Here is a 22613-nt window from a genome sequence, read left to right as displayed (position 1 = left end):
TGTCATGTAGGCCCGGTTTTTCCGAGATGGCGCGCCATCCGCACCAGACGCCCAATGAGAGCAGAATTCGATGAGAAACTTCCATTTCCCCGGCAGGTCCACGGTCCACGCCACCAACGCGATGGTGGCGACCTCGCATCCGCAGGCGTCGCTTGCCGCGATCGAGGTGCTGCGCGAGGGCGGCACGGCGGTGGACGCGGCTGTCGCGGGTTCGGCCATTCTCGGCGTGATCGAGCCGCAATCGACCGGCATCGGCGGCGACTGCTTTGCGCTGATCCAGCCGCGCGGCGAGGGCAAGATCATCGCCTATAACGGCTCCGGCCGCGCCCCGAAGGCGGCGAACGCCGATTGGTATCTCGAGCGCAAGATCAACTCCGTGCCGCTGACCTCGGCGCATGCGGTCTCGATCCCCGGCGTGATCGACGCCTTTGCAACCGTCTTGCGCGATCACGGCAAGTTCGGCTTCGAGCGGCTGCTTCAGCCCGCGATCAAGGCGGCCGAGGAAGGCTACGTCGTCGCCCCCCGCATCGCCTTCGACTGGAAGAACCAGTTCGAGAAGCTGAAGGCCGGCACCAACACGGAGCGGTATCTGCTGCCGCACGGCAAGCCGCCGGTGGCCGGCGACGTCATCCGCCAGGCCGAGCTCGGCAAGACGCTGCGGGCGATCGCCAAGGACGGCCGCGACGCCTTCTACAAGGGCCCGATCGCGGAAGACATGGTGGAGACCCTGCGCGGGATCGGCGGCCTGCACACGCTCGACGATTTCGCCGCGCACACCACTGAGACGACGACGCCGATCGGGACCATGTACAAGGGCTATGACGTCTGGCAGTGCCCGCCGAACGGACCCGGCCTCACCATGCTGCTGATGCTGAACATCCTGTCGCGTTTCGACCTGACGAAATACGCGCCGCTCAGCATCGAGCGCTTCCACCTCGAAGCCGAGGCCGCGCGCATCGCCTACATGCATCGCGAGCTGCATGTCGCCGATCCCGAGCATATGCAGATCGAGGTCGCCAGGATCCTCGCCAAGGAATACTGCAACGAGCACATCGACAAGATCCGCATGGACGGCATGCTCGACCTGCCGAACGTCGCGCCGCCGATGAACCCGTCGACCATCTACATCACCGTCGTGGACAAGGACCGCAACGTCTGCTCCTTCATCAACTCGGTTGCGCATTCCTTCGGCTCGGCGATCGTCTCGAACAAGACCGGCATTTTGCTCCAGAACCGCGCCGGCGGCTTCCGCATCCAGCCCGGCCACCCGAATTGCATCGCCGGCGACAAGCGTCCACTGCACACGATCATGCCAAGCCTGCTCACCAAGGGCGGCCGTTCCGTGATGCCGTTCGCGGTGATGGGCGGACAATATCAGCCGGTTGGCCAGACCCATGTGGTGACCAACATTCTCGATTATGGCTGCGACGTGCAGGAGGCGATCGATATGCCGCGCGGCCTGCATTATGAAGGTCAGTACCAGCTCGAGGACAGCGTGCCGGCCGCCATTGTCGAAGGCCTGAAGAAGCTCGGCCACAAGACCACCAGCGTCGTCGGTCCGCTCGGCGGCGCGCAGGCGATCTGGATCGACTGGGACAAGGGCACGCTCACCGGCGGTTCCGATCCGCGCAAAGACGGTTGCGCGCTTGGATACTGACCACCGCGCACGGAGTTCCCCGCGCGAGATCAGGAAAAGTTGACGAAGGGCGACGCGGCATTTGCTGCGTCGCCCTTTCTCGTTCGGAACGGAGCTCATTGCTTCAGGTTAAGGGCCGATGAGCGGTGCAGGCGTGCGCTGCTCTTGCTCGAAGCGGCGGAGGCCCTCCATGTCCGAAAAATCAGGTTCCGGACCGTCCGAATTCGATCGGCGCGCCTTCATGGCCGGCGTTGCCGGCAGCGCGCTGGTCCCCATGACGGCGCGTGCGGCCGCGCAGGATGCGAGCGTGTCGGCCGCCCAGGATCCGGCGCTTCCTGTCGATGTCACGCTGCGGGTCAACGGCAAGGACAAGCGCCTGCGCATCGACGCCCGCACGACGGTGCTCGACGCGCTGCGGGAGCATCTCAAGCTCACCGGCAGCAAAAAGGGCTGCGACCACGGCCAATGTGGTGCCTGCACGGTACTGATCGACGACCGGCGCGTGGTGTCGTGCCTGACGCTCGCGCTCGCGGCCGAGGGGCAGGAGATCACCACGATCGAGGGCCTTGCCACCGACGATCATTTGCATCCGATGCAGCAGGCCTTCGTCGACAACGATGCGTTTCAATGCGGCTATTGTACGCCGGGCCAGATCATGTCCGCCGTTGCCTGCGTCAAGGAGCGGCATGCGGGCAGCGAGGCCGACATCCGCGAATACATGAGCGGCAACATCTGCCGCTGCGCCGCCTATCCCAACATCGTCGCCGCCGTGAAGCAGGCCGCGCCCGAGATCATGAAAGGCTAGGCGCATGCGACCGTTTTCGTATCAAAGGGCAACAGACCCCGACATGGCGGTGCAGGCGCTCAGTGCTGCCGCAACTGCGAACAATCCGCTGACGAAGGCTACAGCACAGCCGCTCGCTGGTGGCACCACGCTGATCGACCTGATGAAGCTGGACGTGATGCGGCCCGCCGCGATCGTCGATATCAATCCGCTGGCGCGGGGCTGGTCGGCGATCGAGCCCGGCAGTGACGGCTTGCGGCTCGGCGCGCTCGCGAAGATGTCCGACGTGGCCGCGCATGCCGAGATCCAGCGCCACTATCCGGTGATCGCGAATTCCCTGAAGCTCGCCGCCAGCGCCCAGCTGCGCAACATGGCGACGCTCGGCGGTAACGTGATGCAGCGAACGCGTTGCAGCTATTTCCGCGACGTTTCCTATGAGAATTGCAACAAGCGCAATCCTGGTTCGGGCTGTGCCGCCATGGACGGCGTCAATCGCATGCATGCGGTGCTCGGTACGTCCGATCAGTGCATCGCGACCTATCCCGGCGATTTTGCGCAGGCGCTGATCGCGCTCGATGCGATGGTCGAGATTACCGGCAGGTCCGGAACGCGCAACCTGCCGTTTGCGGATTTGCACAAGGCACCCGGCAGGACGCCCGACATCGAGACCACGCTTCGGCCCGGTGAGCTGATCTCTGCGTTCTCCGTTCCCGGCCGCTGGCCGCGCTCGGTGTATCTCAAGGCGCGCGACCGGCAGTCCTACGAGTTCGCGCTGTCGTCGGCTGCGGTCGCGCTCGACGTGCAGGATGGCACGATCAGGGACGCGCGTGTCGCGCTCGGCGGCGTCGCCACCGTGCCGTGGCGGGCGCGCGAGGCGGAGGCGCTGCTGAAGGGACAGAAATTCGACGACGGTCTGGCGCAGCGTGTGGCCGATGCCGCGTTTGCCGACGCCAGGGGCCGCCAGCACAACAGCTTCAAGATCGCGCTCGGCAAGCGCGTGGTGGCGCGCGCGCTCCAGCAGGCCGTAACGATGGAGATCTGATCATGACCGCTGCAGCTCCCGAGCCGAAAGCGAACATGGGCAAGCCGGTGCCGCGCTATGACGCGGCCGCAAAGGTCACGGGCCGGGCGACATATGCGTCCGACATGCCGCTCGACAATCCAGCTTACGCATTCCTGGTCACCAGCGCCATCGCCAAGGGCCGCATCGACAGTTTCGATCTCGACGATGCCAGGCGGGTCCGCGGCGTGATCGACATCGTCACGCACGAGAACGCTCCGAAGCTGAAGGAATCGAAACTGTTCAGCAATGGCGGCTATGCCGGCACCACGATCCAGCCGCTGAAATCGGCCGACATCGCCCATGACGGCCAGATCATCGCCGTCGTCATCGCCGAGAGTTACGAGGCGGCGCGCGAGGCCGCCAATCGCGTCAAGGTCAGCTACACGGCCGCGGCGCCGAGTGCGAGCTTCGACTCGCCGGGGACCACCACGGCAGCGGCAAAGGGGCAGAACGCACAGTTCAAGGAAGACCCGGAGGTCGGCGATTTCGCCAAGGCGTTCGACGCGGCCGAGGTCAAGCTCACCGCCTCTTATGAAACGCCGACCCAGCACCACAATCCGATGGAGCTGTTTACGACGAGCTGCGCCTGGATGGGCGACGAGCTCGTCGTCTACGAGGGCAGCCAGTACGTCTACGGCCTGAAGAACGGCGTCGCCGAGCAGCTCGGTATCGACGCCGACAAGGTCCGTGTCGTCAATCCCTATGTCGGCGGCGGCTTTGGTTCGCGCGGTTCGATGACGTCCCGCACTGCCATCATCGCCGGCATTGCCAAACGCCTGAACCGGCCGATCAAGCTGGTGCCAACCCGCGACCAGGGTTTCACCATCGCCACCTACCGCGCCGAGACGCGCCATGAGATCAGGCTTGGTGCGGGTCGGGACGGCAAGCTGGTGGCTTTGAGGCACGACGGCGCGGAGGTTTCGTCGCGTCCGGATGCCTATTGCGTCGGCGGCACCAAGACGACGACGCGGCTCTATGCCTGCCCGAACGTCGCAAGTCTGGTGTCGATCGTGCGCGCCGACCGCAATACGCCCGGCTTCATGCGCTCGCCGCCGGAGGTGCCGTATCTCTTCGCGCTGGAGAGCGCGATGGACGAGCTCGCTGTGAAGCTGAACATGGACCCCGTCGAGCTCCGCCGCATCAACGACACCACCGTCGAGCCGATCGGCGGCAAGCCCTATACATCGCGGTCCTTGATGGCGTGCTTCGACGAGGCCGCGAAGGCGTTCGGCTGGTCGCAGCGCTCGCCGCAGCCGAAATCGATGTCGGACGGCGACTGGCTGGTCGGCTATGGCTGTGCTGCCACCTGCTATCCGACGCAGATGGCGCCGTCTGCCGCGCGCGTCCGCCTCCAGCGCGACGGCCGTACCCGGGTCGAGATCGCCGGTCACGAGATCGGCACCGGTGCGTATACCGTCATCGCCCAGACCGCGGCCGAGCGGCTCGGCGTGCCCCTGGAGAAGGTCGCGGTCTTCCTGGGTGACAGCGATCTGCCGCCGGCGCCCGTTGCCGGCGGTTCGAACTCGACTGCCAGCACCTGCTCGGCGGTGATGATGGTTTGCGACCGCATTCGCCAAAGGCTGTTCAAGGCCGTGATGCCGAGCGACAGCCTCGCCGACAAGGCCAAGGAGACTGTCGGCATCAGCCAGGCGCCGAGCACGCAGGCGGCGCAGAGCGATCGTCCACTCGATCTCGAGAAGGCCTTCGACGCGCTCGGCGTCGGCATCGTCGAGGAATACGGCGAGTGGAAGCCCGAAGGCGCGCCGCTGGATTCCTTCACGGCCATGCACAGCGGGCACGCGCGGCTCGTCGGTGGCCATCAGATGAAAGACAAGATCGCCTATGCCTTCGGTGCTGAGTTCGTCGAGGTCCGCGTCAACCGCTTTACCCATGAAATCCGCTGCCCCCGGCTGGTGGGAGCGTTTGCGGCGGGCCGCATCATGAATCCGCGCACGGCGCGCAGCCAGCTCATGGGCGGCCTGATCTGGGGCATGTCCTCGGCGCTGCTGGAGGCCACCGAGATCGACGAGCGCAATGCACGCTACGTCAACGATAATCTCGCCGACTATCTCGTCCCCGTGAATGCCGACGTGCCCGGTGTCGAAGTGATCCTGCTCTCCGAGCAGGACGACCGTATCAACCCGGCCGGCGTGAAAGGCCTTGGCGAGCTCGCCAATGTCGGCACCAATGCGGCGATCTGCAATGCGATCTATCACGCCACGGGCCAGCGCATCCGCAAGCTGCCCGTGCGGCTCGAAAATATCGAGGTGTGAGGGGTGGAAACGGCGTCAGCGTTGCGCTAGACACCTTGCGCCTCAAACGGAAGGTCTCTTATGCAGCGTTTACAGCGCATGCTCCTCGCCATCATGTCGGCACTCGCGATCACCGTGATCGCCGGCGTGTCCGATTTCGTTTCCACCACGGCCTCGGCCCAGACCGCAGGGAAGACCATGACAACAGCTTCAGGTTTGCAGATTACCGATAGCGTCGCCGGCACCGGAGCTTCGCCCAAGCCGGGCCAGATCTGCGTGATGCACTACACCGGCTGGCTCTACGAGAACGGCCAGAAGGGCAAGAAATTCGACTCGTCAGTGGATCGCAACGAGCCTTTCGAATTCCCGATCGGCAAGGGCCGCGTCATCGCCGGCTGGGACGAGGGTGTTGCCTCCATGAAGGTCGGCGGCAAGCGCACGCTGATCATTCCGCCGCAGCTCGGCTATGGCGCCCGGGGCGCAGGCGGCGTGATCCCGCCGAACGCGACGCTGATGTTCGACGTGGAATTGCTCGGGGTGAAGTAAGCCCGCAAACAAAAAGACCGGCCTCTCGGCCGGTCTTTTCGCATTCAGTGCGAGGCCGTTACTCCGTCGCGCGCTTGGCCGCAGCGGCTGCGCGATCAACCGCGTCCTTCGCGGCGTCCTTGGCGTCGCCCATGGCCTGCTGGCCCTTGCCCTTCACTTCCTGGACTGCACCTTCACCCTTTAGGCGCTCGGATCCAGTGGCTTCACCGACGCCCTGCTTGGCCTTGCCCATTGCCTCGTTTGCGGTGCCCTTGATCTTGTCGGTCGTGCTACCCATGAAACTCTCCTGCGGTTTGCTCGCCAAGACAACGTTCGACGGTTATGAGGGTTCCGATTTTGTTATGGCTCGATGTCGCGGCTTTGGGTTAGTTTGCCGCACACGGAACCAATAGAAAGCAAGTCCCATGACCGGCCATGACCATTCGCATTCCCACCATGACCACGATCACCACGATCGCTGGAAACATGACGGCGTGCGCGTCATTCCCGGCAACCAGCTCGATACCAACGTTCCGTCGACGGCGGGCATGGACCGCGCGGCCGCGATCAATTTCGCGCGCGTCGGTGCGCAGAAATTGTGGGCGGGCACGGTCAGCATCAAGCCCGACGCCAAGACCGGCGCGCATCACCACGGCCATCTCGAAAGCGTGATCTATGTGGTGAAGGGCAAGGCGCGGATGCGCTGGGGCGAGAGCCTGCAATTCACCGCAGAGGCCGGCCCCGGTGACTTCATTTTCGTGCCGCCCTACGTGCCCCATCAGGAGATCAACGCCAGCGCGGACGAGGTGCTGGAATGCGTGCTGGTGCGCAGCGACGGCGAGGCGGTGGCGATCAACCTCGATATCGAGCCGGTCGAGAAGCCAGCGACCGTCCTGTGGGTCGATCCCATTCACCGCGATCCGAACGAGAAGAAGTGAGGATCGCCTGAAAGCCAGCGGGTTCTGTGTGACAGAACCTCGCGGGCAGGGCTCCAAAAAAGATCCGGAAGCCGTGTCGGATCGCCGCTTGGCTGTCCGTCCTTGGGCAGAACCCCGCCCAAGGAGCTCCGATGCCCAGGATGATTTTCCTCAATCTGCCCGTGACCGACCTCAAGCGCGCCACTGCCTTTTACGAGGCGGTCGGTGCGACCAGGAACCCGCAATTCAGCGACGAAACAGCGAGCTGCATGGTCTTTTCCGAGACCATCTACGCGATGCTGACGACCCACGAGAAATTCCGGCAGTTCACGCCGAAGCCGATCTCGGATGCAAAGACCTCAAACCAGGCGCTATTCTGCCTGTCCGCCGATAGCCGGACCGAGGTCGACGATATCGTCAGCAAGGCCGCGGCTGCAGGCGGGGTGGCCGATCCCAGCCCGAAGGACGAATACAGCTTCATGTACGGCCGCAGCTTCGAGGATCCGGACGGCCACATGTGGGGCGTGAACTGGATGGACATGGCAGCCTTCGCGGCGCAGTCCGACATGGCGAACGCCTGATCTAACCCCACAACAGCAAGAAACCGAAGAGGAGCATTCAAGATGTCCAAGGTCGTTCCCTGCATGTGGTTCAACGGCGATGCCGAGGAAGCCGCGAAGTTCTACGTCTCGCTCGTGCCGAATTCGGCGATCACGCATGTTCAGCGCAACGTTTCAGATGGCCCGTCCGGCAAGGAAGGCTCCGTGCTCGTCGTCGAATTCTCGGTGGCGGGACAGCCTTTGGTCGCGCTCAACGGCGGCATGAAAATGGAATACACCCACGCGATCTCGCTGATGATCCATTGCGACGATCAGGCCCAGGTCGACAGCGTCTGGAATGCGTTCCTGGCCCATGGCGGCAAGGAAGAGCAGTGCGGCTGGCTCAGGGATCGCTGGGGCGTGGCCTGGCAGGTGGTGCCGAAGGTGATGTTCGAATTCCTCTCCAGCCCCGACAAGGCGGCTGCCGCACGCGCGATGCAGGCCATGATGAAGATGGTGAAACTGGACGTGGAGGCGCTGCGGCGGGCGTTCGATGGCAAGTCGGCGGCGTGAAGGGCGTCCCCTTGCCACATCCTCACTGTCATCGCCCGGCTTGACCGGGCCATCCAGTACGCCGAGACGGTCGTTGGTCAATCGATAGGCCGCGGCGTACTGGATGCCCCGGTCGAGCCGGGGCATGACAGCGGAATATGAGCGAAGGCCTGCCGCTAATAATTGATCCGCAGCCCCACGCCGCCATGGATGGTGTTACCCACCGGCTGCGGGCCGAGCGTGCCGTTGGCGAACAGGTCGACGATCCAGCCCTTCTGCACGCGGAAGCCGAGCCGGCCGCCATATTCGAACCAGCCCTGGTTACCCATGGTCGGCACCACCATGCCGTCACCGGTCACGGTGGCGACGATGCCGCTATGGCTGGCGAATGACTGCACCCAGCCACCATTGATGTTGGCCTCGATACTGCTGCCGTAGAGATGCGTCCACTGGCCGCCGATCTTGACCAGGCTGGTGCGGTCGGTGCCGGTCGCGATGCTGGCGTCGAACGGATTGAACGCCACTGCGCTGTCGGTATAGCCCGAGACACGCTGCCAGAGCTGCCAGACCTCGATCGAGGCGGCGACCTCGTCGCGGGGCGACACGCGGCTCATCCAGCCGGCGCGGCCATAAACGGCGTAGTTCGCGGCGTTGGTCGAACTCGTGACGTTCACCGGGCCGAGGCTGGTGTTGTAGCTGCGGGTGTAGCGCGCCTTCTCCCACGGCGTCAGGATCGTGCCGACGTCGAAGAACGGGCGCGACGAGCCCCAGTCGGTGAAATCATAGCGCAGCGCGAACGCGGCGATGGGAGCGCTTGTGATGTTGTAGCCGCCCTCGCTGTACTGCGTGTAGGCGATGCCGGCGAGCAGCGACAGATTGTTGGTCAGCTCCTTGCGGCCGTGGATTCCGGCCGAGAACGAGCCTGCGGAGCCGAACGCGCTGACGCAGTTGCTGCAATTGATCTGCTCGTTGACCCCGAGCAGCACCGTGCCAAGCACCCGGTTGGTGATCATCTGGTTGAAGCGCTGATTGGCAAGGCCGCCGATCGAGCTGCCGCTTGAATCCGCGCCGGTTGGTATCGGTGTCGGCGTCGGGCTCGGCGAGGATGACGGATAAGGGCTCGGCGACGATGACGGGGTGGGGCTGGGCGAGGGCGAGGGGCTGTAGGTCGGCGTGGGCGAGGGGGAATAGCTCGGCGCCGGGGTGGGCGTCGACCCTCCGCACTCGGGCTCGCAAATCGCGGCGGCTGCCGCCGGACGGGCATGGAACGCGACAAACGCAAACGCAGCCACGGCGGTCAGCACGCTCGCCAGGATGAAGCGCCTGAGGCTGGTGAGATTCGCCATCTTCAGCGTCCGCACAGCATGCCGTCGTCATGGATGGCGGGCGTGACGGTCGGCGAGGCCTCCGCATATTGGCTGACCGCGCACAGTCCCGCGCTCGCGGCGCAGGTCGCGGCAAAGGTCCAGGGCGGCGTATTGGTCTTACTGATGGAGATCTTGCCGCCGGTCGAGGTGATGATTGCGGTGTCGCCGGGCTGGGTGAGCTGCACGCATTGCTGGCTCGTCGTGCAGACGCTGGCGGCACCGTCCTGCAGCACGACGACCGAGCGGCCGCGCTGGGACAGGATATCGAGAGTGGTACCGCGCACGCCGATGGTCGCGAGCGGGGTCGTGATCTTGTAGGCGGTCTTCTCGGAATGTCCCGTGACGAAACGGAATGCGCCGGTCGTCATGCGGATCGCGACGTCGCGATAGCTGTGCTCGTCGTTGAAGACGGTGCGGTCGAGCTTGAGCGTGGCGCTCGGACCGAGCGACAGATTGGTGCTGTCGGCCATCACGAAGCGAGCCGCGCTGCCGGCGCCGGTGCGCACGGTCTCGTCCCGCAGCATGCTGTCGCCGACGCTGATCGGCGTCGTGGTCGAGGCCACGCGAACGACTTCATTCTGGATCAAGACGGCTTCACCGACGCGCGTCTGGGCTTGGGCGCAAGGGGCCGCGCACAAGAGGGTCGACAACAGCGTGGAGAAAAGCCAGAAACGCAAATTCATTTCGCAACCGATCGATGTGTCCCTGATCGTACCGGATCACGCGCGCTTGCGATGTGGCGGAATTATCACAAGCAGCGCGAGACCTGCGTTATGCTTAGTGACAGTTGCGGCAGAATGCGTTCAATGAAAACCGCGATCTCTATTATTCTCCGCGGTGACGCAAAATTGCCACGCAAGACATCCCCACAAACGCGACTTGACTTGCCTGCGGTTCCGAAGGTGTCGCGGAGCGCAGTGATTGCTGTCGCGATTTTCCTGGTCGCGCATCTTGCCCTGCTGATTGGCCTGACGACGCCGGAGAAGTTCGTCTTCGACGAAGTGCACTACGTGCCGGCGGCGCGGCAGATGCTGGCACCAGCGGTGTCGCAATCGATGCTCAATCCGATGCATCCACCTTTGGCGAAAGAGCTGATCGCGCTATCGATCGCGGCCTTTGGCGACAGCGCGCTGGGCTGGCGCTATCCCGCGACATTGTTCGGCGCGCTCGCGATCGTCGCGATCTATCTGTGCGGCCTCGCGCTGTTCGCCGCGCAAGGGCCTGCGATCGCCGCCGCGCTGATCGCCGCCTGCAACCAGATGCTGTACGTGCAGGCGCGCGTCGCGATGCTCGACATTTTTGCACTCGGCTTCGGCCTGCTCGCGATTGCCGCCTTCATGCATGGCTTTCGAAAGGATCGTCCCCATGCATTATTCGCGGCTGCCGGCAGCCTGTTCGGCTGTGCGGCCGCCTGCAAATGGAGCGGCCTGTTTCCGCTCGGAATCTGCATCGTCATCGTCGCGGTGATCCGCCTGATGCAGGGCTGGCACACCCTGTTTGCCGACGCGAAGCCGGGGGATTGGTACCGGCCTGATCTCTGGCCCGACTTCAGATTACATCACGTCGTGCTCTGCTTCACTGTCCTGCCCGCGATGACATATCTTGCGGCCTTCGTCCCACTCTACGGCGTGTCGCTGCCGGATCTGGTCGAGGCGCAGCGCCGGATCTTCGCGGACAACACCACCACTGCCATCGCCGGCCACACTTATATGAGCGCCTGGCCGTCATGGCCGCTGCTCGCGCGCCCGGTGTGGTTCCTGTTCGACAAGACCGTGGACGACAATGTCTCCGCGATCGTCTTTCTCGGTAACCCCCTGGTGCTGTGGCCGACGCTGCTCGCGCTCGCCGTCGTGCTGCGCGATTTCGTCGTCGCGCGTCGCCGGGATGCGTTCCTGATCGCGGTCTTCTATTTCGGGTCCTGGCTCGCCTGGGCGTTGCTGCCGCGTACGCTCGCCTTCATCTATTACTATCTGCCGGCTGCGACCGTGGCGTCGCTCGCGCTGGTCTACGTGCTGCGGCGGGACGGTCTACCGGGCTGGCTGTTGTGGGCCTATGTCGGGGTCGTCGCGATCGGCTTTGCCGCCATGCTGCCGATCTCGGCGGCCTTCGTCGGCACATCGATGCAGACCTTCAATCGGCTGATGCTCTTCCAAAGCTGGATATGAAATCGCCGCCCGCCGGGAGAACGGCAGGCGGCGTCTTGATGGGCGACAATTTCGGAATCACTTCGACGCGGTCTTGGTGTCCATGTTCACGACCTGGACGCGGCGGTTGATCGGGTCGGCGCCGTTGGCGGCGTCCTTCAGCTTGGTCTTGCCGTAGCCGACGGTGACGAGATCGGTGCCGGTGAGACCGTAGTTCAGCACCAGGTATTTCTTGATGGTGTCGGCCCGCCGCTCGGAGAGCCCCTGATTGTAGGCCTCGGTGCCGACCGCATCGGTGTGGCCGGCGACCACGAAGGTCGAGCCCTTCAACGAGGGATCGGACAGCGCCTTGCCGAGCGCCTGTACCGACGGCACCGACGTCTTGGCGATGTCGGCCGAGTTGTAGTCGAACTGGATCTCCAGATCGATCTTCGGCTTGGTCGCGGCGAGCTCGGCAATCTGCTCGCGCTCGCCCGTCGACAGCGACCGCGTCGAGCGGTTGCGCACGGTGTTCAGGAACGTCGATTCCTTGGCCTGGACCGCCGGATCAACCTGCGGACCTGCGGACAGACCCCGGGTCACGGGCTTCGGCTTCAGTGCATCCAGGATCTGGTTGGTAGAGACATTGCCGTCGCCGGCCATAGCCAAGCCGGCTGTCATCGACAGAATTGCCGAGAGGGTCACCGCCTTGAGTGCAAAAGAGTTATTGAAACGGGTCATTGTCGTATCCTCGTTGTGACGCCTGATGGCTATTTGATGCTGCGAGCATAGGGCAGGTTCAAAAGCCCTGGTGTGATCTTGGTCACGGTGGAAACGGGGCCGTCCTGGACCACGGCAGCGTATTTCAAGCGGTTTCGGTTCATAGAGAGCCGACCCGCGGTCCGCTCCGAGGAGGGGCGCCAGCGCGGGAAGAGAAGTGGTCGCACACCTCTTCGGCGATGGTTCGAGCCGTCGCAGTCCTGTCGTGATCCGCATCACTGAGGACCGCCGCGCCGAGGTGCCGCTCGGGCGGCGGGGGCCGGTTCACTCAAGGAAACCCATGCTCACCGATTGTCGCAAAGCCGTCGCGTGTTGGCCTGTCTGTGAACAATTTTTCGGCCAGATGGACGCCTAGCAGGGCACAGCCTCCAACAAGCGCAAACGAAGGGAGCTGAGTTCCACCCAGTGCCGAGGCCAAGTGATTACCAGTTTTATCGCAATGGCCCGCCGGATCGGACCGTGTCCCTGAGCTCCATGCCCATCTATATCGGGGCGGCGATGATCGCGGTGGCGATCTTGCTGTCGACACTAATCACGGGGCTGACCTCCCGCTATGTCGGGCTTCAAGCGCCGACCGACGAGAACATGTGGCTGGTCGATCGTCTCACCGGCAACGTCTATCGCTGCCAGGCGGAGGAGCGCGGCAAGGCCTCGTGCGAACCCGATGTCGCAACAGGCAGCGTCGGCGACCGGTCCAAAGCCCCGAAAGCCGGCCGCTGAGTCCTGCCGTCTTCGCACCGCAGCAAGAAATTGTCTTCTCCACGAAACGTCTTCGCGGGAGAATACGTATTGCGAAGGCCGACATGACGCCGGTTTCGTTTTGCGGAGGAGACTTTTCGATGAAAATCTTGCTCACAGCTGCAGCTTTGGTCGCGTTCGCCGTTTCCCCTGCATCTGCCGCGATGATGGCGTGCACCAGCGACAATATGATGAAGTCCGCCGCCATGATGGGCGGCACGGCGGATACGCCGGCCAAGACGGCCATGAACAAGGAAATGGCCATGGCCAACACCGACATGAGCAACGGCAAGATGAAAAGCGCCTGCATGCATTACATGAAGGCGCAGAAGGCCATGTCGATGAAGTAGCAAGCGCCTTCCGACCGCGCTGTCAGCAGATGGCGGCGCGGTTTTTCCTTGTCCGCTCCTGGATCGGCTTCTTGGCTGGATGCGAATCCCGCTACACTGCATTCCGCAATGTCCCGCGCGCCCAAACCGATTCCACTCACCACGACACAGGCCCGGCAAATCTGGCTTCATGCCCAGCGGCTGGACGAGCGCGCGCCGTTCGGTGACGGCGCGCAAGCCGTCTCCGACGCGGTCGCCCATCTCGGCTATGTGCAGATCGACACCATCAACGTGATCGAGCGCTGCCATCATCACATCCTGTTCAGCCGGATTCCGTCCTACCGGCGCGCCGACCTGCGCCATGCCCAGAGCGTCGACAAGAGCGTCTTTGAATATTGGACGCATGCGCTGTCTTACGTGCCGGCCGGCGACTTCCGCTTCTTCCTGCCGGCGATGTGCGAGCACCGCCGCGAGGGGCACAAATGGTTCGCCTCGGTGAAACCTGCCGACATGCGCAAGGTGATGCGGCTGGTGCGCGCCGGCCCGCTGACGATCCGCGACATCGAGGACGACGTGCTCACCGAGAAGGAGCATCTCTGGCAAAGCCGAAAACCCTCGAAGCGGGCATTGCAGCTCGCCTTCTACATGGGTGCCGTGACCGTCAGCGAGCGCCAGGGCATGCTCAAGACTTATGAGCTGATGACGCGCCATTTCGGCTGGGACAAGCTGCCGAAGCCGGCGTCGGCAAAGGACATCACGGTCTATCTGCTCGATCGCGCGCTGCGATCGCAAGGTGTCGTGAGCCTCGATTCGGTCTGCCATCTCAACGCGCCGCGCAAGCCGGCGGTGGCTGCCCTGATCGGCTCGCGCGTCCGCCGTGGCGAGCTCGTGCCTGTCGCCATCGACGGTGCCGGCAAGCAGGAGCACTGGGCAGTGCCGGCTGCGCTCGAGCCGGGCGAGTGCGCGCCGCCGGATCTGGTCCATATCCTGTCGCCGTTCGATCCGCTGATCATCCAGCGCAAGCGCACCAATCTCATTTTCGGTTACAACCATTTGTTCGAGGCCTATGTGCCGAAGGCCAAACGCAAGCTCGGCTATTTCGCGCTGCCCGTGCTGGTCGGCGACGAGATCGTCGCCGCGCTCGATCTGAAGACCGACCGGCAGGCGAAGAAGCTGCTGATGCAGAAATGGACCTGGGTCGGCGAGGGGAAGAAGACCGCGGGGCGCAAGGAGCTCAAACGGAAGATCGAGGAGGAGCTCGATCGCTTTGCGAAGTTTCAATTGGCAGAGTAGTTGTGCGCGGCGGGGATCACCGAGCTCTGTCGTAGCGCAACGTGGTGGCCGGCTGCGCCCCTTGCATTGCTTGCTCCATTGACTCTTTCGCGGCGATGCTCAAAACCCCGGATCAGCCCATAAAAGCAACAACCCGGGGGAAGCCATGAGCCAGACCACGACCTATGCCGGTTCGACCGGCGCAGCCAAGTCGGAAATCGAGACCTCGACGATCCGCGCCATCTCCTGGCGTCTGATCCCGTTCCTGGTGCTGGCCTATTTCTTCTCCTATCTCGACCGCGTCAATCTCGGCTTCGCCGCGCTGACCATGAATGCCGAGCTGAAATTCACGCCGCTGATCTTCTCCTGGGGCGCCGGCATCTTCTTCATCGGCTATTTCATCTTCGAGGTGCCGAGCAATCTGGCGCTGGAGAAGTTCGGCGCCAGCCGCTGGATCGCCCGCATCATGGTGACCTGGGGCATCATCTCGGCGCTGATGGCGCTCACGAGCGGGGTCACGAGCTTCTACGTGCTGCGCTTCCTGCTCGGCGTCGCCGAAGCCGGCTTCTTCCCCGGCATCATCCTCTATCTCACTTATTGGTATCCGGCCGAATATCGCGCCCGCTTCCTCGCGGCCTTCGCCATCGCCGTTCCGGTCTCCACCGTGATCGGCGCGCCGGTCTCTGGCCTGCTGCTCGGCCTCGACGGGGCCATGGGCCTGAAGGGCTGGCAGTGGCTGTTCATCATTGAGGGCATTCCCTCCGTGCTGCTCGGCATCGTCACCTGGTTCTATCTCACCGACAGGCCAGAGAAGGCGGATTGGCTCTCGGCCGAGCAGAAGGCCTGGCTCAAGACCAAGCTCGATGCCGAGATCGCGGCCAAGCAGGCGGTGAAGCATATGTCGCTCGGCGAGGCGCTGACCTCACCTAAGGTGATCATGCTGAGCCTCGTCTATTTCGGCTTCGTCGGCGCGCTCTATGGCATGCAGTTCTGGCTGCCGCAGATCGTCAAGGCGTTCGGCCTCACCAACGCCCAGACCGGCTTCGTCACCGCGATTCCGTATCTGTTCGGCACCATCGCAATGATCCTGTGGGCGCGGCATTCCGATGCCACGCGCGAGCGCGTGATGCATGTCGGCGCGCCGTTGCTGCTCACCGCCGTCGCTCTCGGCGTCTCCAGCTATCTCACCGACCCCACCCTGACGATGATCGTGCTGACGGTTGCCGCGATCGGCGTGTTCTGCTGCTTCGGCGTGTTCTGGACCCTGCCGACGGCCTGGCTCTCCGGCACGGCGGCGGCCGGCGCCATCGCTCTGATCAACTCGATCGGCAATCTCGCCGGGTTCGGCGGACCGTATCTGATCGGCTGGGTCAAGGAAGCCACCGGGCAGACCTCGACCGGACTGCTCGTGCTCGCGGTGCTGCCGCTGATCGCCGGCATCCTGGTCTTCATCGGTGGCCACGACAGCAAGCACGAGTTCGCCGAACAGGGGCGGTAGCCTCGAAATGTCGCCCTGGCGAAAGCCAGGCCCATTCCGTGCGGTCCCTCTGGGCCGCGGCGCGACGCTCTCTTCCAACAGTCCGGGCTTTCCGCCAAGGGCAGCGGGGAGGTTACCACCTCTTAACGATCACGCTTTCCTGATGACTGACGATTATTGACTTTCATCAGTGATTAGTCGACATTCCTCTCATTGCAGCCGAGGGAGTGTCCTCCGATGTTCGTCCGATCCGTTTTGTCCAGCTATTCGAGGCTTTTGGCCGGTGTTTCGCTGGCGCTGATGGCTGCCGCCCTCGCTGGGTGCAATGACACCGTCGCTGAAAAGGCCGACCCGCCGCGGCCGGTCCTGGTCGCCACCGCCCACTACGATGCCGAAAAGCCCGAGCGCAGCTTCGTCGGCACGATCAGGCCGCGGATCGAGAGCGATCTGGGCTTTCGGGTCGCGGGCAAGGTCGCCAAGCGTCTGGTCGAAGTTGGCCAGACCGTCGAGATCGGTCAGCCGCTCGCGGTCCTCGATGAGGTCGATCTGAAGCTCCAGGCCGAGCAAGCCGTCGCCGAACAGACCGCTGCGACCGGCGTGCTGGCCCAGGCCGCCGCGGCCGAGCAGCGCGCCAAGGATTTGAAGGCCAAGGGCTGGACCACCGACGCGCAGCTGGATTCGAGCCGCGCCGCTGCCGACGAGGCCCGCGCCCGCCTGAACCGGGCCGAGCGCTCGGTCGAACTGACCAACAATTCCCTTTCCTACGCGACGCTCAACGCCGACGCCCGTGGCGTCGTCACCGCAACGCTGATCGAGCCTGGCCAGGTGGTTGCCGCAGGCCAGACCTCGATCCGTGTCGCCCGCTTTGCCGAAAAGGAAGCGGTCGTCGCGATCCCTGAGACGCTGGTCGGACGTGCCAAATCGGGCGCCGCCAGCGTCACTCTTTGGTCGGAGCCGGGCAAAAAGTACACGGCCAAGCTGCGCGAGATCGCGCCCACCGCGGATCCCGCCACGCGCACCTATCTTGCCAAGTTTTCGCTGCCCGAGGCCGACGACAAGGTCTCGCTCGGCATGACCGCGACGCTGACGCTGTCGGACGCCGCCACCGAACGCGTCGCGCGGCTGCCGCTGTCGGCGCTGTTCAACGAAGGCGGCAAGCCGTCCTTCTACGTCGTCGACGACAACGGCGCGGTCACGCTGAAGCCGGTCGTGGTGAAGTCCTACGAGAGCAACGACGTCGTCATCACCGGTGGTGTCGAAGAGGGCGCCAAGATCGTCGCCCTCGGCGTTCAGAAGCTCGATCCCGGCCAGAAGGTACGGGTCGTGTCGTCACTGTCCTTTTAAGTCTCTTTTACGAGTTACGTCGTGTGAGGTGAGTTTCGGCCCAAGCGCAAATGCTGGGGCTGAAGCGGCGAAGCGATCCAGAACCTGCCCAGCCCCCTGGATTGCTTCGCTGCCTCGCGACGACGCGTTCAACAGAGTGGCTGTGGTTTTTTGCAACCGGATCATCTTTGGAGAGTGCGATGAAGCGCTTCAATCTTTCGGCCTGGGCCGTCAGCCATCCGACGCTGATCCTGTTCCTGATGCTCATACTCGGCGTCGCCGGATTCTTCTCCTATCAGAAGCTCGGTCGCGCCGAGGATCCGTTCTTCACGGTGAAGGTGGTCAACGTCTCCGTGCTGTGGCCGGGCGCGACAGCGCAGGAAATGCAGGCGCAGGTCGCCGATCCCATCGAGAAGAAGATCCAGGAGCTGCCCTACTTCGAGAAGGTGCAGACCTATTCCAAGCCCGGATTCACTGCGCTCCAGGTGACCTTCCGCGATTCTACGCCGCCGAAGGACGTGCCGTATCTCTTTTATCTGCTGCGCAAGAAGCTGGTCGACGTGCAGGGCCAGCTGCCCGCAGGGATTCTCGGGCCCGTCGTCAACGACGAGTTCTCCGACGTCGATTCCATCCTCTACATGATGACGGGCGACGGCGCCGACTACGCCCAGCTCAAGAAGGTCTCGGAAGGTTTCCGTCAGCGCCTTCTGAAGGTGCCGGGCGTGACCAAGGTCGACGTTTACGGCAACCAGGATGAGCGCATCTTCGTCGAGTTCAGCCATGCCAAGCTCGCCACGCTCGGCATCACGCCGCAGGCGCTGTTCGATTCGCTCGCCAAGCAGAACAACGTGACGCCGGCCGGCACGGTCGAGACCTCGTCGCAGCGCGTGCCGCTGCGCGTCACCGGTGCGCTCGACGGCGCCAAGGCCGTCGCCGAAACCCCGGTCGAGAGCAACGGTCGCGTGTTCCGCCTCGGCGACATCGCCACCGTCACCCATGGCTATGTCGACCCGCCGAGTTTCGTCGTGCGCCAGGAAGGCAAGGCCGCGATCGGCATCGGCGTCGTCACCGCCAAGGGCGCCAACATCCTCGATCTCGGCAAGGAGGTCGAGAAGGCGACGGCTGAATTCATGAAGGCGGTGCCGCAGGGCGTCGACGTCAAACTGATCGCCGACCAGCCCAAGGTGGTCGAGCACGCGGTCGGCGAGTTCGTACACTCTTTCATGGAAGCCCTCGTCATCGTGCTGTTCGTGTCGTTCCTGGCGCTTGGCTGGCGCACCGGCATCGTGGTCGCATTGTCGGTGCCCCTGGTGCTCGGCATCGTCTTCGTCGTCATGAACACGATGTCGCTCGACCTGCACCGCATCACGCTCGGTGCGCTGATCATCGCGCTCGGCCTGCTGGTGGATGACGCCATCATCGCCGTCGAGATGATGGTGGTGAAGATGGAGCAGGGCTGGGACCGCATGCGTGCGGCGTCCTTTGCCTGGGAATCCACTGCGTTTCCGATGCTCACGGGAACGCTGGTCACGGCCGCTGGCTTCCTCCCCATCGGCTTTGCCAATTCCGCGGTCGGCGAATATGCCGGCAGCATCTTCTGGATCGTGGCGATCGCGCTGGTCGCGTCCTGGTTCGTGGCGGTGATCTTCACGCCCTATATCGGCGTCATGCTGCTGCCCAACATCAAGGTGCACCACAATCACGATCCGCACGCGGTCTACGAGACCCGCATGTATCGGGGCCTGCGCGCCATCGTGCAGTGGTGCGTCGACCACCGCATCACCGTGGTGGTCGCGACCGTCGGCGTCTTCATCGCCTCGATCGTCGGTTTCGGCCACGTCCAGCAGCAGTTCTTCCCGCTGTCCGAGCGTCCCGAGCTGTTCCTCCAGCTTCGCCTGCCCGAGGGCACCGCCTTCAACGTCACCGAAAAGGCGGTGAAGAAGGCCGAGACCATGCTCAAGGACGACAAGGACATCGAGACCTACACGGCCTATGTCGGACAGGGCTCGCCGCGCTTCTGGCTCGGCCTCAATCCGCAGCTTCCGAACGAGGCTTTTGCCGAAATCGTCATCGTCGCAAAGGGGGTCGAGGCGCGCGAGCGCATCAAGGCCAAGCTTGAACACGCCGTTGCCGACGGCGCGCTCAACGAGGCCCGCGTGCGCGTCGACCGCTTCAATTTCGGTCCCCCGGTTGGTTTTCCCGTGCAGTTTCGCGTCATCGGACCCGACGCCAACAAGGTGCGCGAGATCGCCTACCAAGTCCGCGACGTCATGCGGCAGAACAAGAGCGTCAAGGACGTCCAGCTCGATTGGAACGAGCAGTCGCCTTACCTCAAGCTCGTCGTCGACCAGGATCGCGCACGCGCCATGGGCCTGACCCCGCAGGACGTGTCGCAGGCGCTGTCGATGCTGATCTCGGGCTCGCAGGTGACGACCGTGCGCGACGGCATCGAAAAGGTCGGCGTGGTCGCGCGCGCCGTCTCGTCCGAGCGGCTCGACCTCGGCGCCGTCGGCGATCTCACCATCACCTCGCGCAACGGCGTGGCCGTGCCGCTGCAGCAGATCGCCAAGATCGAGTATGCGCACGAGGAACCGATCATGTGGCGGCGTAACCGCGACATGGCGATCACCGTGCGCTCCGACGTCGTCGACGGCGTGCAGGCGCCCGACGTCACCGGCCAGATCGCGCCGAAGCTGAAGGCAATCAAGGACAACCTGGAGCCGGCCTACCGCATCGAGGCGGGCGGCGCGTTCGAGGAATCCGCCAAGGGCAACGCCTCGATCTTCATTCTCTTCCCGCTGATGGTCATGGTGATGCTGACGCTGCTGATGTTCCAGCTGCAGAGCTTCTCGCGCCTGATCCTGGTGTTTCTGACTGCGCCGCTCGGCATCGTCGGCGCCTCGTTCGGGCTCAACATCGCCAACGCCCCGTTCGGCTTCGTGGCGCTGCTCGGCCTGATCGCGCTCGCCGGCATGATCATGCGTAACGCCGTGATCCTGGTGGATCAGATCGAGACCGACGTCTCGCACGGCCTGACCCGCCGCGAGGCGATCGTGGAGGCCACCGTCCGCCGCGCCCGTCCGGTGGTGCTGACGGCGCTTGCCGCCATCCTCGCCATGATCCCGCTGTCGCGCTCGGCATTCTGGGGGCCGATGGCGATCACCATCATGGGTGGCTTGTTCGTCGCGACCTTCCTGACGCTGCTGTACCTGCCGGGCCTCTACGCCCTCTGGTTCCGCAAGAGCCTGGATGAGGCGGGCACGCCCGAGCAGCCTGCCGCGCCGCAGCATGGGAGCGATGACCAGAACGCAATTCCGCTTGCTGAGGCGGCTGAATAAGTGAAGATGAACTGCTGATTGACGAGTCTGACAGATGACACTGGTTTCGGAACATATCGAAGGCGACACCCGGGAACGCATTCTCGACGTGGCCGAGAGGCTGTTCCGCCAGATCGGCTATCTCAAGACCACGGTCGGCGACATCGCCAAGGAGCTCAAGATGAGCCCCGCCAACGTCTATCGCTTCTTCGAATCGAAGAAGGCGATCCATCAGGCGGTGGCCCGTTCGCTAATGGGCGAGGTCGAGCTGGAAGCGCAGCGGATCGTGGCCAGGCCCGGTCCGGTACTGCCGCGATTCCGTGAGCTGCTCACCACCATCAATCGCATGAACACCGAGCGCTATGTCGGCGACAATAAGCTGCACGAGATGGTCGAGATCGCGATGCAGGAGGACTGGGACGTCTGCGTCAACCACATGGAGTGCATTGCCGGGGTCATCGGCCAGATGATCACGCAAGGCGTGGCTTCCGGCGAGTTCGAGGCGCCGGACCTGCAACTGGCTGCGCTGTGCGCCTGCACCGCGATGATGCGCTTTTTCCACCCCCAGATGATCGCCCAGTGCGCTACCAAGCCGGGCCCGACCATCGACCAGATGATCGATTTCGTCATCGCGGGATTGTCCCCGCGCCACTGACGCGGCGGCGGATTTCCTCCTATAAGCAGGCCGACCGCCACGGAATGACGGCTGATGGCGGGCAAGGACGGATCAACAAACTCCGTCATTGCGAGCTTTGCGAAGCAATCCAGACTGTCTCTGCGGAGGGATTTTGGATTGCTTCGCTGCGCTCGCAATGACGAGAAGGAAACAGCGCGTGACCGACAAAGACCTGCACTTCTACGAGCCCGCCAAGGGCCACGGCCTCAAGCACGATCCCTTCAACGCCATCGTCGCGCCGCGGCCGATCGGCTGGATTTCGTCGCGCGACACCAACGGCCACGTCAACCTCGCGCCCTACAGCTTCTTCAACGCTTTCTGCTACGTCCCCCCGATCATCGGCTTCTCCTCCACCAACTGGAAGGACACGGTCGAAAACATCCAGCAGACCGGCGAGTTCGTCTGGAACCTCGCCACCATGGACCTGGCCAGGCACATGAACGCGACTGCGGCGCATGTTGGCCCTGAGGTCGACGAGTTCAAAGTTGCGGGCCTCACCGCCGTGCCCGGCAGGCTCGTCAACGTGCCGCGCGTCGGCGAGAGTCCCGTCGCCTTCGAATGCAAGGTGTCCGATATCGTCCGCCTCAAGGGCGCCGACGGCAAGGAAGCCAATGCCTGGCTGACGCTCGGCGAGGTCGTTGCCGTCCACATCGACAAGGCCATGATCAAGGACGGCGTCTACCAGACCGCCGCCGCCCGCCCGATCGTACGCGCCGGCCGCAGCGGGGATTATTTCGAAATCAAGCCGGAAAACATGTTCGAGATGGTGCGGCCGGATTAGACCGGCCGACCGCGAAGCTATCCCCTCCCGGAACTGCCACCACGCCTCGGCCGTTATGGCCCCTGGGCGGCTGCCCGGCCGCGTCAATTCGCGTCTTTCCGCAGGCGAAGTCTTCACCGCCGCCGGCCACTTTCCGCTAAAATGCCCGATCACCGCGCCGAT

21 protein-coding genes are annotated in these 22613 nt (G+C 64.0%); 17 read left to right on the top strand and 4 right to left on the bottom strand.

Annotated elements, in window-relative coordinates:
* Positions 1 to 70: 70 nt before the first annotated feature.
* The 5 genes from ggt to IVB54_RS29780 all read left to right on the top strand — a co-directional run bounded on the left by ggt (position 71) and on the right by IVB54_RS29780 (position 6281).
* A complete protein-coding gene (gene ggt / locus IVB54_RS29800) occupies positions 71 to 1657 on the top strand; it encodes a gamma-glutamyltransferase (protein ID WP_247776573.1) in 1587 nt (528 codons plus the stop codon).
* 169 nt (positions 1658 to 1826) lie between these two features.
* Positions 1827 to 2441 carry a 2Fe-2S iron-sulfur cluster-binding protein gene (locus IVB54_RS29795; RefSeq protein WP_026232860.1) on the top strand — a complete coding sequence of 205 codons (615 nt, stop codon included), beginning with the start codon at positions 1827 to 1829 and terminating at the stop codon, positions 2439 to 2441.
* A gap of 4 nt (positions 2442 to 2445) precedes the next feature.
* Positions 2446 to 3462 (top strand): xanthine dehydrogenase family protein subunit M, encoded by a 1017-nt coding sequence (locus tag IVB54_RS29790; RefSeq protein ID WP_026232859.1) that lies wholly within the window; start codon positions 2446 to 2448, stop codon positions 3460 to 3462.
* Between the two features lie 2 nt (positions 3463 to 3464).
* A complete protein-coding gene (locus IVB54_RS29785; protein WP_018455010.1) occupies positions 3465 to 5756 on the top strand; it encodes a xanthine dehydrogenase family protein molybdopterin-binding subunit in 2292 nt (763 codons plus the stop codon).
* Positions 5757 to 5816: 60 nt separating this feature from the next.
* Positions 5817 to 6281, top strand: coding sequence for an FKBP-type peptidyl-prolyl cis-trans isomerase (locus tag IVB54_RS29780; RefSeq protein ID WP_026232858.1), 465 nt, complete (start codon positions 5817 to 5819; stop codon positions 6279 to 6281).
* 58 nt (positions 6282 to 6339) lie between these two features.
* On the opposite strand, the gene IVB54_RS29775 is transcribed toward IVB54_RS29780, so the two are convergent.
* Positions 6340 to 6558, bottom strand: a complete 219-nt coding sequence (locus tag IVB54_RS29775) for a CsbD family protein (RefSeq protein WP_007606928.1) — start codon at positions 6556 to 6558, stop codon at positions 6340 to 6342.
* 127 nt (positions 6559 to 6685) lie between these two features.
* On the opposite strand from IVB54_RS29775, the gene IVB54_RS29770 reads away from it, so the two are divergent.
* The 3 genes from IVB54_RS29770 (at position 6686) to IVB54_RS29760 (ending at position 8289) form a co-directional block, all read left to right on the top strand.
* Positions 6686 to 7198, top strand: a complete 513-nt coding sequence (locus IVB54_RS29770; RefSeq protein WP_018455007.1) for a cupin domain-containing protein — start codon at positions 6686 to 6688, stop codon at positions 7196 to 7198.
* Positions 7199 to 7329: 131 nt separating this feature from the next.
* Positions 7330 to 7758 carry a VOC family protein gene (locus IVB54_RS29765; protein ID WP_026232857.1) on the top strand — a complete coding sequence of 143 codons (429 nt, stop codon included), beginning with the start codon at positions 7330 to 7332 and terminating at the stop codon, positions 7756 to 7758.
* A 42-nt stretch (positions 7759 to 7800) separates the two neighbouring features.
* The gene (locus IVB54_RS29760) at positions 7801 to 8289 is read left to right on the top strand and encodes a VOC family protein (RefSeq protein ID WP_018455005.1); all 489 of its coding nucleotides are present in this window, start codon (positions 7801 to 7803) and stop codon (positions 8287 to 8289) included.
* A gap of 155 nt (positions 8290 to 8444) precedes the next feature.
* Here the strand turns inward: IVB54_RS29760 and IVB54_RS29755 are convergent, their stop codons facing one another.
* Positions 8445 to 9614 (bottom strand): hypothetical protein, encoded by a 1170-nt coding sequence (locus IVB54_RS29755; RefSeq protein WP_247776572.1) that lies wholly within the window; start codon positions 9612 to 9614, stop codon positions 8445 to 8447.
* 2 nt (positions 9615 to 9616) lie between these two features.
* Entirely contained in the window at positions 9617 to 10318 is a 702-nt protein-coding gene (locus IVB54_RS29750; protein WP_018455003.1) for a FecR family protein, read from the bottom strand.
* Positions 10319 to 10369: 51 nt separating this feature from the next.
* Here IVB54_RS29750 and IVB54_RS29745 point away from each other — a divergent pair, with 51 nt between their 5' ends.
* Complete coding sequence (locus IVB54_RS29745) at positions 10370 to 11800, top strand: phospholipid carrier-dependent glycosyltransferase (protein ID WP_085352672.1); 1431 nt, start codon at positions 10370 to 10372, stop codon at positions 11798 to 11800.
* Positions 11801 to 11857: 57 nt separating this feature from the next.
* On the opposite strand, the gene IVB54_RS29740 is transcribed toward IVB54_RS29745, so the two are convergent.
* Positions 11858 to 12499, bottom strand: a complete 642-nt coding sequence (locus tag IVB54_RS29740) for an OmpA family protein (RefSeq protein WP_018455001.1) — start codon at positions 12497 to 12499, stop codon at positions 11858 to 11860.
* 513 nt (positions 12500 to 13012) lie between these two features.
* Here IVB54_RS29740 and IVB54_RS29735 point away from each other — a divergent pair.
* From IVB54_RS29735 to IVB54_RS29700, 8 genes are all read left to right on the top strand, one after another.
* The gene (locus tag IVB54_RS29735) at positions 13013 to 13258 is read left to right on the top strand and encodes a hypothetical protein (protein ID WP_018455000.1); all 246 of its coding nucleotides are present in this window, start codon (positions 13013 to 13015) and stop codon (positions 13256 to 13258) included.
* Positions 13259 to 13377: 119 nt separating this feature from the next.
* Entirely contained in the window at positions 13378 to 13626 is a 249-nt protein-coding gene (locus IVB54_RS29730) for a hypothetical protein (RefSeq protein ID WP_007595197.1), read from the top strand.
* Between the two features lie 108 nt (positions 13627 to 13734).
* Complete coding sequence (locus IVB54_RS29725; RefSeq protein ID WP_018454999.1) at positions 13735 to 14898, top strand: crosslink repair DNA glycosylase YcaQ family protein; 1164 nt, start codon at positions 13735 to 13737, stop codon at positions 14896 to 14898.
* A gap of 145 nt (positions 14899 to 15043) precedes the next feature.
* Positions 15044 to 16375 (top strand): MFS transporter, encoded by a 1332-nt coding sequence (locus IVB54_RS29720; protein WP_018454998.1) that lies wholly within the window; start codon positions 15044 to 15046, stop codon positions 16373 to 16375.
* Positions 16376 to 16591: 216 nt separating this feature from the next.
* Positions 16592 to 17698 (top strand): efflux RND transporter periplasmic adaptor subunit, encoded by a 1107-nt coding sequence (locus tag IVB54_RS29715; protein ID WP_085361298.1) that lies wholly within the window; start codon positions 16592 to 16594, stop codon positions 17696 to 17698.
* A gap of 179 nt (positions 17699 to 17877) precedes the next feature.
* Complete coding sequence (locus tag IVB54_RS29710; protein ID WP_018454996.1) at positions 17878 to 21015, top strand: efflux RND transporter permease subunit; 3138 nt, start codon at positions 17878 to 17880, stop codon at positions 21013 to 21015.
* A gap of 34 nt (positions 21016 to 21049) precedes the next feature.
* Positions 21050 to 21649 (top strand): TetR/AcrR family transcriptional regulator, encoded by a 600-nt coding sequence (locus IVB54_RS29705; protein ID WP_247363620.1) that lies wholly within the window; start codon positions 21050 to 21052, stop codon positions 21647 to 21649.
* A 178-nt stretch (positions 21650 to 21827) separates the two neighbouring features.
* The gene (locus IVB54_RS29700) at positions 21828 to 22451 is read left to right on the top strand and encodes a flavin reductase family protein (protein WP_026232855.1); all 624 of its coding nucleotides are present in this window, start codon (positions 21828 to 21830) and stop codon (positions 22449 to 22451) included.
* Positions 22452 to 22613: the final 162 nt, after the last annotated feature.

It is taken from the genome of Bradyrhizobium sp. CW1, assembly GCF_023100665.1.
In the GTDB taxonomy this organism is placed as follows: Bacteria; Pseudomonadota; Alphaproteobacteria; order Rhizobiales; family Xanthobacteraceae; genus Bradyrhizobium; species Bradyrhizobium canariense_D.
Note: the sequence above shows the minus strand (reverse complement) of the source record. Positions and strands in the feature narration are given on the sequence as shown.